The sequence below is a fragment of the Pseudoalteromonas sp. TB64 genome, assembly GCF_000498095.1.
GTDB lineage: Bacteria > Pseudomonadota > Gammaproteobacteria > Enterobacterales > Alteromonadaceae > Pseudoalteromonas.
In genome coordinates, this window is sequence record NZ_AUTQ01000111.1 from 57626 (window position 1) to 68443 (window position 10818).

Annotated in this window: 9 protein-coding genes; 2 read left to right on the forward strand and 7 right to left on the reverse strand. The window is 34.3% G+C overall.

The annotated features are described in order from the left end of the window. The first annotated feature begins 68 nt into the window (after positions 1-68). Entirely contained in the window at positions 69-998 is a 930-nt protein-coding gene (locus tag L647_RS0108430) for a LysR family transcriptional regulator (protein WP_024610762.1), read from the forward strand. Between the two features lie 255 nt (positions 999-1253). Here the strand turns inward: L647_RS0108430 and soxR are convergent, their stop codons facing one another. Continuing rightward, positions 1254-1667: a redox-sensitive transcriptional activator SoxR gene (gene soxR, locus L647_RS0108435; RefSeq protein ID WP_029880413.1), complete on the reverse strand. Its 414-nt coding sequence runs from the start codon at positions 1665-1667 to the stop codon at positions 1254-1256. A 654-nt stretch (positions 1668-2321) separates the two neighbouring features. On the opposite strand from soxR, the gene L647_RS0108445 reads away from it, so the two are divergent. After that, entirely contained in the window at positions 2322-3203 is an 882-nt protein-coding gene (locus L647_RS0108445; RefSeq protein WP_216712730.1) for a DMT family transporter, read from the forward strand. Between the two features lie 639 nt (positions 3204-3842). On the opposite strand, the gene L647_RS0108455 is transcribed toward L647_RS0108445, so the two are convergent. The 6 genes from L647_RS0108455 to L647_RS0108475 all read right to left on the reverse strand — a co-directional run. Beyond that, positions 3843-5459 carry a Tn7-like element transposition protein TnsE gene (locus L647_RS0108455; RefSeq protein WP_024610764.1) on the reverse strand — a complete coding sequence of 539 codons (1617 nt, stop codon included), beginning with the start codon at positions 5457-5459 and terminating at the stop codon, positions 3843-3845. Further along, entirely contained in the window at positions 5449-6378 is a 930-nt protein-coding gene (locus tag L647_RS1000000125605; protein WP_050581975.1) for a TnsD family Tn7-like transposition protein, read from the reverse strand. Before L647_RS1000000125605 ends, L647_RS0108455 begins: the two co-directional genes overlap by 11 nt. Further along, positions 6371-6943, reverse strand: coding sequence for a TniQ family protein (locus L647_RS1000000125610; protein WP_050581976.1), 573 nt, complete (start codon positions 6941-6943; stop codon positions 6371-6373). Before L647_RS1000000125610 ends, L647_RS1000000125605 begins: the two co-directional genes overlap by 8 nt. 2 nt (positions 6944-6945) lie before the next feature. Then, the gene (locus tag L647_RS0108465; RefSeq protein WP_024610765.1) at positions 6946-8583 is read right to left on the reverse strand and encodes an AAA family ATPase; all 1638 of its coding nucleotides are present in this window, start codon (positions 8581-8583) and stop codon (positions 6946-6948) included. Beyond that, on the reverse strand, positions 8583-10121 hold the full coding sequence (locus L647_RS01000000123900; RefSeq protein ID WP_024610766.1) for a DDE-type integrase/transposase/recombinase: 1539 nt from the start codon (positions 10119-10121) through the stop codon (positions 8583-8585). Before L647_RS01000000123900 ends, L647_RS0108465 begins: the two co-directional genes overlap by 1 nt. A 28-nt stretch (positions 10122-10149) precedes the next feature. Next, positions 10150-10818 (reverse strand): IS30 family transposase (locus L647_RS0108475; RefSeq protein WP_024610111.1); only part of this gene is annotated, 669 nt, incomplete at its 5' end.

Here is a 10818-nt window from a genome sequence, read left to right on the forward strand (position 1 = left end):
TTCTGTATAAATAATAATGTGTGAGAAAATTAAAACAATATAACTATTCGTATAAGGACTTATGCAGAATGAACACAAATAAAATGATTCCATTATTAGGAGATATGGCAATTTTTGTTATGGTGGTCGAACAAGGAAATTTTAGTAAAGCAGCTAAAAAGTTAGGTGTAACCCCTTCGGTAGTCAGCAGAAAAATAAGTCACTTAGAGGATGCTTTAGGTATAAAATTATTGCAACGTACTACGCGTCAGCTTTCATTAACAGAATCGGGAGAGGTTACTTTTATAAATTGTAAAAAAATGGTAAACGCTGCTGAACAAGCAATCAGTGCAAGTACTTCAATAACTTCAACAGTAAGTGGGTTATTAAGAGTATCTGCACCTAAATCACTTTCTAATGAAGTATTACGACCTCTCTTTGTCGAATTTTTAAGTCTATACCCTAATATCCAATTACACCTTAAAGTTACTGACCAGGTATTAGATCCAATCCACGATTCGATTGACTTCTTAATTCATATTAATGAACAGCCTATTGAATCTCTAGTAAATATTCAGCTAGGCAGGGTTGAACAAACCCTATGCGCCAGTCCAGAGTACTTAAAAAATCACGCAATACCTTTTTTTCCTGAAGATTTAAAAAAACATAATTGTCTTTGTTTAGGAGAAAATTCAAATGATAATAGATGGAAGTTTATTAATAAAAATAAACAGGTAACAATACAAGTAACAGGACCTTATTTAGTTAATCACAGTGAAATGCGTAGAGATGCTATCGAGCAAGGTATTGGTATTGGAGCATTACCTGATTATATGGCTATACAATCAATTAAATCAGGTAAGTTGATACCATTATTAAATGACTGGGCACTACAAGGTAATTATAAAGGAGAGATCTGCCTCCAATTTGTACAAAGTAAATACATGCCCAATAAAAACCGGGTTTTTATTGACTTTATCAAGCAAAAACTAATAACTACAAAGCCTAAAAAAAATTAAGTCTTTAAGTATATAAACTATAATTTTATTTTCTACCTCGCATTATGCTAATCACTATTAGTGGTCAATAGTATAACTGCAATAGCGCAACTAATAGCTCCTAATAGAAATGCATAATCTACTGATAAGTACTGAGTGTAAGCCTAAATCAACCAGTGTTTCTCTCATGTCATTAAATTCTTAAAGCTATCGGTAATTTAATAATGCCCATATTTTATATTCATTTAACTTTTTAATTCACCTCTACTCACCATCTCACTTTTCACGAACAATATCATCAGAGTTAAGTAAATGGCATTTCTTCATACTTAGACAGCCACAGCCAATGCACCCAGTTAGGTTATTTATTAAAGATTGAATTTTTCTTGCTTTACTCTCTAAATCATTGTGCCATTTTTTAGCCACTTGATCCCAATCCATTTTAGTAGGAGTTGTATTCATCGGTAGTTCCTTCAACTCAATAGTTATCTCTTCAAGAGTGAACCCTACGGATTTTGCAATTTGAATTAAAGCGATCCTGCGTAGCATCGCAGCCTTATATCTACGTTGGTTTCCACTCGTTCTTATCGATGCAATCAAACCTTTCGTTTCATAAAATCGTAACGCAGAAGTTGCGACACCACTTCGTTCAGATAATTGTCCAACGGTTAAGTAATCATTATTTAACATGTTTTTATACCGAAAATAAAGGGGAGAAAAATTAAATTATATTAAAGCCTTGACTTAAAGTTAACTTTAACAATTATACTGTGCCCAAGTTAGAAGTAAATCTATAAAAAGGAAATAACAGACTCTCTTTCATTGCTTCGTTAGCTTATTATTAAATGTATTAGCTGAGTTTAATAAAAATTCACAATATCAACAAAATCGTTGTAGTAGCAACGATTCATTAAACAGCTTTACAGTTTAGAAAAAATAAGGACCTCATCAGTAAAACCATAATTATCACTCCTGAGTCTTATGGTTTTAGGCTGTAGTCATTTCTTACAGGTGATAGCAGTATTATTCATCTTGCACGCTAAGGTGGAGAAAGCTTATAAAAATTTACTTATTGTGTATGCAAAACCAAATCAAGTAGAAAATTGGCGACTTATTGTAGTTAATTACAACCAATCTATGCTTGATGTCAAACTTTCATATGCGTAAGAATTTCGGTAAGTCACTTCTAGATCAATCATTAATACCACTCCTCGATTAGTAATCTAGGGAGTGTTATTTGAGGTTAATTCGGTGACTTTAATTGATTAAAAACAATTGAAACAGTAGCTTAATATTAAGTTTCTATTTCAAATTCTTATACAAAAACTACTTTGGTTTATACTTATGATTCTTAAAAATTATTTAACGTTACTCGCTATTGGGCTTATTTGGGGCTCACAATTTATATTTCAAGAACTCGCACTAGTAAGCTTTTCCCCTCTATGGATTGGTGCTACACGCGCTCTAATAGGTGCATTTACCTTGATTTTAATTTGTAAATCATTAGGCATAAAAGGATCAGGAAAACAATGGGGATTATTTTGTATAATTGGGCTACTTGAAGCTGCTATTCCTTTTGTATTAGTACCATGGGGGCAACAGAATTTAGATAGTTCAATGGCTGCTATTTTAATGGGGACATTGCCATTTTATGTGTTGTTGTTAGCGCCTGTCTTTGTAAAAGGTGCAAAAATTAATGTAGCTAATACTATTAGTGTCGTCGTAGGCTTCAGCGGCCTAATTGTATTGTTCTACCCTGATTTATCTACAGGGAAAGGAGAAATCAACCTAATGAGTTCAATAGCGATTATGGTTGCCGCTATATGTTTTGCTATAGCACTATTATTACTTAATCGTGTTAGAGATGAACATCCTTTAATTGTTGCTCGGAACGTGCTTTCAGCCGCCAGTGTTCAATTAGTTATCATAGCGTTAATTGTTGCTCCTTTTGAATATAAAGAAGCCTCGATAACAGCTATATTCTCACTGTTTTACTTGGGTGCTATATGCGCAGGAGTTGTTTATTATCTCTATATGATGTGCATTAAAAATGCAGGACCTGTATTTACCTCTATGACAAACTATATTGTACCAGCTGTTGGCGTGTTTATTGGCGCATTGGTCACCAATGACTCTATTCAAGTAAATACATGGATAGCACTGGTTGTAATTCTTTGTGCCTTATTTATTAATCAGATATTATCAAAAAATGAAAAAACGTCTTAAAGTAGCGTTACTTTTTGAATCGGCGATATGCCCAATTTAACAAAAAAATTAACTAATACCATCAGGATAACTGCATACTTAGATTAAGTGTTAATAAGTTCAGTACAAAACGCCTAATAATACCAACATTTCCAGCACCATCTCCTTTTCTTATACGGCACTATCTTCTTTGAAGGTGACTTATCTGACCAAATATGTAGATAGATAGTTCCATAACTGATGGATAACTCTCTTAGCTACCCTGATATTTTTTCAGGACTCCATTTTAATTGGAATTTAGTTTTGATTGACCACTTTAGATGAGCGTAATCATACTCTCGGTTATTTTCATATTTTTGTGAGATTCTGAGCCCTCAATAGAAGTCATTTTTATTGATTTAATTAATATATTTGGAGCTAAAATCTTTGTGATATTCTATCTATATAAAGTTACTAAAACGCCAGCGTAAGATTACTAGTGAGCATTTTTTGAACACAAAGGTTTATCTTTATTCAATTACTTGCGCACGGGTAATAATTAATAACAAAAAACAAGCCAAAACATAACTTTTAATAAACGAAATTTGTATAGGAACGTTCATGCTCTTACCCTGACTAAAACGCCATAAAAATGAATTATGGTATATCTATTTACTTAATTTACAAGAAGCTCATAACTCTTTTAGCCCATTCATTAATGGATTCAAGTGAGATATCCGTTGTGTGTTCACTATCAGCTTTAGGGTGTGAAATACCAATATGTTTAGCTTCACCAAAACGATCGTTTAATATCTTTGTTGGCCATGCAAGTGACTTTTGCACTAATCCAGTTTTGATGGAAGAAAAACAATAATGCCAACCTTTTGGGCTAGACACCTTAATACATTTAGTAGATAACCATTTATTTAATCCTGTGGTATCGACCTCAAGTAGGTAATTTAAACGTCCTTCTTTTTTAATTAACACACTCATGATTGCTCTTTTTTTATTTTCACCGATAAGGTGGCACTTGCTTCTACCAACTTGATCTAATTCATGTGTTATTTTTTCAACTATTTCACAGCCGTAGTTATTATTCAGAACATTGATCATTAAAGTAAATGCTGTAAATCTAGATGCGTATTCTTCTGTTCTATCTGAAGAATCCTGCTGAGTACCAGAAAGATCTGCTACTTGTATTGTTCCTGTGCTATCCGGCTCACCTGTACTCACAATATCACTTGCTAGTTTAGCCTCAGAGTCATGATTCTGTGGGTTCTTACTTCTTTTAGGTAATGTAGACTTTGCTGAAGAGAACTGATTTTTAAACCTTAAGCAATGATTTAATTCACCAATTAAAACTACTTTGCTTTTATTTGATGCTGTTTGGTCATCATCAATATGATGATCTTCTGGAGGCTCATAAAGTGTTGACTTACCACCACCTTTCAACGGAGATAACTGATCATCAATATGCGTAAAATTTGGATTATGAAAATAAACTTCAGAAGGCATTTGTGCATCAATTTCGACATCATAAATTTTTTCTACTAAGAAATATTTACCACTACTATCAAGACGTCCATTGTAAAATATTTTCCAATTATTCATTTCTGGAGGATCAAACTTGAAATGCCATGTTTTATAATTTACGGCATCGCTAACTTCAAGGTTGAAGTGCATGAAAATAGAGCTAAATGATTTTCTAGCGTTTTGATCCAACAATAACCAGCTAATAATTTGTCTAGTTGATGATTGATCAAAAGTTGAAAGTGGAAAGTTCGATGTTTTTATCACTTCAATATTAGCGATATCATTTTGTAAATCAACAGAGAAATCAGTCAGTAACCTAGTTGACATTAATGACGCTCTTGATAAATATGAACTTGAGAAAAATAATACACGAGCAAGCTCTAATTGTGGGATAACAATCGTTGGTTTATTTTTTCGATGTAAAATAAAAGCATTTACTTCAGCCTCTTTATTTCTTACTGAATCTGCTTTTGATAACTCAGGAAAAACGTCCAACATCCCTTCTTCTAAAGAGTCATTTAATGTAAATAAATGATTTCCAGTATTTACATACGTTTCAGCCAACCTATTTTTATTGATAATATTATTACGAAAAAGAATAGGCATGTTAGAAAATGTAGATGTATGAAAATTATTCGACTTTTGAGGGGGATAACACCAAACTTCAATTAATGGTTTAAACTCTTTTGAGTTTTTAGGTATCAAGACCTTACCTAGATGAACAATTTTCACATCATCATCACATTTAGGGAACTTAGCACTCATTGCTTCTCCATTCATTCGTAATAAAATTCATCAGATCTTTGTTGTGCAGGTGTATTCGTTCTTGTGATAAGCCAGCCAATCGCAATAAACGCCATTCAGTAACAAACCCATACTCAATAAAAAGTTTGTATGCAGCACATGTCAATCGCCTTGCTTGATACTCAAAAATAGACTCTGAATACCTAGCCAATAAAGCTTTTAAAATAGGGAGGTTATTCATTTTTCTGTTGATCAAATTGGAATTTTCTAATTTATTCACTAAATATAACGATGATCGTCTAGGCCCAGCCAATGAAAGATCGAGGTCGTTTAACTCTGAAAGTAATTGTTTAGAATATTTTTTATCTCTTTTATGCCAATCCACTCTTGTCGTCATCGATACAAAAGAGGATTTATTCTGAGCATTAAATTCAAGTAACCATTTTTTATCATGTCGGTAGAGCCAAGCATATAAAGCCCCGCCGTTATTATCTCTTATAATCTGTACTGAAGACTTTACGATTAGTTTTTCCCAAAGAATGCGCTTTTCTAACTTGTCTTTCTCTAAAATAATTTTTATAGCCCCTCTTTGAGGAATAATAATGATTTTATTGGTCTTTTTTACTTCTCTTATTATTTCGCAAACAGAAGCTTTTGGCATAAAGGTTTGCCAAATAGTCAAATGCTGAAGGTAGTTAAAAGAATTACGGTGCTTGCGAAATATAGATCTGAGCCAAGTAGTATCTGAAACAGGGTCACACTTTAAGGAAGGTATTAAATATGGCTGAACTAATTCAAAGATGTCTTGATGTCGAATATGAGTGTTACCTTTGATTAACCCATTATCAGAAGCTATATTTTTATAGAACGTAGCCCATTCAACTGCTGTGGGTGAAGGTTCAACCGGTATTTCTAGTAATTCCTTTGCTTTTTTAGTCAATAAAGTCGAGCTTAAAGAAAAATCTACAGGGCGGCTTTTTATTACTACAAGGCTGAAAATGATGACGGCTGTCTTGCGGTGAAGAATCTAATATATTAAGAGTGTGGTGTTTTGGACAAGGAAGCTCTGGCAGATACCATTCTCTAGACCAGTACGTCTCGCCGTATAATAATTGTTCTTCTGCACATTTAGGGCAAAAATAAAAACTCTTCGGGATTTTTATTTTTGAAGCCGTAATACCTAAACTTAAATGAGCAATTCCTTTTGTATTTCCTTTCATCTTGTTTATTATTTTTAATCTGGTTTCTTCATTAGTAAATAACGCATAAAGAGGAAACATAGTATGTTGATAAATTAATTCCTCAACAGAGTATTTACCTGTGTTTTTTAATTGATTAGATATACAAGATAAATTGCTTGGTATATCTATTGTCGCAATCACAGTTCTATTATCAAAAACCTCATCAAGTAGTCGTTTGGGGCTTGTAATTCCAAACCTAACGCCAGCACGAGCAACGGTGCTGTATATTAATTCGTTGTGATGAGGAATGGGAAAATTGTGCAACGTTACCCCACTTTCTCTATCCAACTATTCATATCGAAAATCAGGCCATTATCTAGTATGTCATCATAAAGGCTGATCGTTTCTTTTTTCTGTGAAAAGAGATACCTAAAATCATCTGACTCTAACGAATGCCAATCGCTTAGCTTTATAGACTCCTTTCTCGTTTCTGTATTACTTTCTTTTTTTGATTCAATGGGTTCTTTCAAATTAGAATTAACGATGGGTAATATATCAATCCAAGTCAATGTTGGATTCTGGTCAAAAATTCGTTTGATCACAGGCACTAAAAGCGAAGATTTAAATTCGTCTTTTAAAGCGGTATAAACTTTTTCTTCTTCTTTATTCCTTAACTTCTGAAACTCTACTTCTTCTGGTGTCTCAAATGCGTTATCGATAATTTCTTGCTGTAATTTTAGCAATCTCTTATCGGTATCTTTAAGATGTAAATCTGAATATTTAGCGATTTCTAATGGATCTTTTGAGCGCAACGCTTCTAACATAGGGTGAACTGGTTTTAACTCATCAGCATAAACTTTTCTCATTAACTCAGAAGTTATGCATTCTTTATTAAGTGCGATTGCACGAAGTTGGCTTAAGACAAATAATTTAATAACAATATCAAGAACTCCTTGGCTGAGGTCATACCAAGTATCTCTAATTTCATCATTTAACGTTTTTTCTGACTTTTGAAGCCATTGAAGTTTCCACAATTTATCTGTAAGTGCATCCCATTGAGGACTTGGTTTTAAAGGGTCCCAAAATAGAGCACCAAAACCAGACCCTCGTCTTGCAGATCTCATATCAGCTTCAAAGATTTGTCGTGCTTTTGGCGTTCCAACTAAAATAACAGGTAACCCAATTGTATTGACTAGCGTTACAAAGAAATTTAACATTTTTTCTGAACCGCCAGAACGAGATCTGCTTAAATGCTGTATTTCATCAATAATAAGTACACCTAAAGCGTGAGCATTAGCGACTTGTGCCATACCTGCAAGTAAAGTTTCGATTCCATGTCTACCCTTTGAGTATTGCTTTTCATAGTTTGATGTTTTTAATGCACGATCCATCGCTCTAAAAAAATTCTGACAAATTTCTTTCAACGAACCATCATGCGAACAATCAATTTTTAAATATACAACCTGCTCCATATTCATGGATGGGTGATAAATAACTTGAGGATATAAAGATAATAATTGTGTAATTGTAGTCGTTTTACCGCAACCACTACACCCGATGAGTGTCATACTTTGTGCAGTAGATGAAACATCAGTGAATTTATGAGCACTTAAGTCACCTTGAATAACTCTTTCATAACCATTTTGAATATGTTTTGCCCAGTAGCTAGTATTTGGATTTCTCCCTACATAGCCAGATCTAATCATTATCGAGAGTTTTTCATGTAGTAAAAAGTGATTATTTAATGGTTGAAAAAACTCATCTATAATTCGGCTTATATGGTGAACTCGTTTAATTGAGCTGAGATAACGCTCGCTCTCAGAGCAATGAATTTTAGACTTCAGGGCTTTAGCATCAGTAAGAAAATCATTTAGAGGAGGTAAAGCTTCAATTAAAGGATTATTTTTATATGATTCAATATCAGATGTCTGATAGGTTGCAATAACTCGATTTGATAGACTCATTAATCATTATCCCCATCGTCATTAAATAAATCATCAGTATAATCTGGCGTTGAATAATCTTCTCTAGGTGTCAATTGAATCACTTCAGCTGCTTTATTTTGCTTTAATTGCTTTGGCTTTATTGCTGTATCAAAACGCTCTTTTTCTCTCGCATCTCCTTTATTTTCTTTAATCTCTTTTATACGAGCAGCATTTGATTTATGAGATGCCTCGGATGCAAGCTTAGATCTTTTTTTAGCGGCTTTTATCTTCTCATCTATCATGTTCGCTAATTCTCTACGAGCAGGAGAATGTTTATAGTTAGCTTCGCTTAACGTTTGTTTTATTTCGACAGATAATTGCCAAGCGTAATACCACGTCATATTTTTAAACTGTCTGCTATGAACAGATAATTCACAAACCCAAAATATATTATTATTATTTTCAGGAAATAAATAAATATTATTTGTATTACCCAAATCATAAGCAGCAACTAAGTTTTTTGGTCTGTTAATACTTTCATTACGATGCATCCATCCCGCTTCGATAATTTCTTTGCTTGTGTATAAAACCCCCCAAATTTTTACACCTTGTTCAGAAATCGTTACTTTTTTACGAGGAAGTAATAGTATTTCTGCCGACTTTATATCAACAGATCTAAGTTGGCCTGTTCTATTTTGAATTCCCCATCGCCACAACTCAATCGGTATTGAAGGTAAATCAGTTGGCATATCAACATCGCGATCATATTTAGTTAAAGGCTTATAGAGGTTATGCTCTAAGATTGAATAAAGAATTATTTCAGTAAAATCTTTTATGTTAAGCGTTGCTTCTGCTCGATAATCTTTTTCTCCGTGCTTTTTAATTCTTGTTCCAGTCACAACACCAGGAGAATAAGGCTTAAACTTCGCTTGTAAAACACCAAAGGATCTTTCAACAATACCTTTACAATCACCACGCCGAGGAGGAGCACTTTCAAGTCTGATACCTAAACTTTCAATCAGATAACTTACTTGATGACTCATCAATTCACCACGGTCAGCAAGCACTGCACTTGGTAACCCGACACACGGCCAATCTTGCTCAGATATAGCCACACCAAATTCTTTACAGGCTTCTTCTTTATTTCTAAAGCTAGTCGTTAAAGCCTTCATAGCAATTGCATATGATGGATTATCAAAACCAATATAGAATCCAGCAATCATTCGACTAAAGACATCAATAACCATATAAATAGTAGGCCTTCCTATGATTTTATCTGGATACTCCTGATCTACGAGATAAATATCTGCAATCGTTGCATCAATCTCATAACGACTACCTGGACCTAAAGCTTGCTCTGTAGCCGTACCGTGAAGAGGACGAATATCTTTAAGGTATTCAATGCGAACAGCTTGTTTCTCAGCTCGCTCACTTTGATTGTATTCAGTTTTATAAAAATACCTAAACTGACGAATAGTAGGGAATTCATATTCTTCTAAATATGGATTTTTCATTTGATACGCAGAGATAAATTTATCATATGCATAAATTACTGAATAACCTTTTGAATTCATCACGCGGATTCAAATCTGAAGTGCATAACGTTTAGGCGGCTTTAGCCGCCAAGTGATCCTGCATCAATTTTGCAGGCGTTTCAAATCCTAGTGTCTTCCTCGGACGATTATTAAGTTGCTCAAGTACTGGTATAACTTGCGCTGGTGTTACCGTCTTAAAATCTGTGCTCTTCGGCCAATACTGGCGTAGTAATCCATTCGTGTTTTCATTCAATCCGCGCTCCCATGAGTGATAAGGGTGAGCAAAATAAACAGGTACACTTAAAGCCTCTGTGATTTGCTCGTGATAAGCGAACTCTTTTCCATTGTCAGCCGTGATGCTATGAAGCGCTGACCTATATGGCCTTAATAGTTCTATCGTCGCCGCAGTGACGGCTTGTGCTGTTTTGCCTGCCACCTGAGTTGATACAGTGAATTGGGTGACCCGCTCTACAATGGTAACAAGGGCGCCTCGATGACCTTTACCTATAACGGTATCTATTTCCCAATCTCCGATACGACCTTTCTCATCAACTATTTGTGGACGTTCTTCAATGCTAACGCGATTTTTTATTTGCCCTCGGTTTGTTTTACCATGACTGCGCTTGTGATATTTCTTACCGTGTCGGCGCAGATGTAGGTATAACTCACCACCTGCTTTTTTATCTTCCCAGATATACAGATAAATGCATTCATGGCTGACAGACCGTTCACTTTCTTT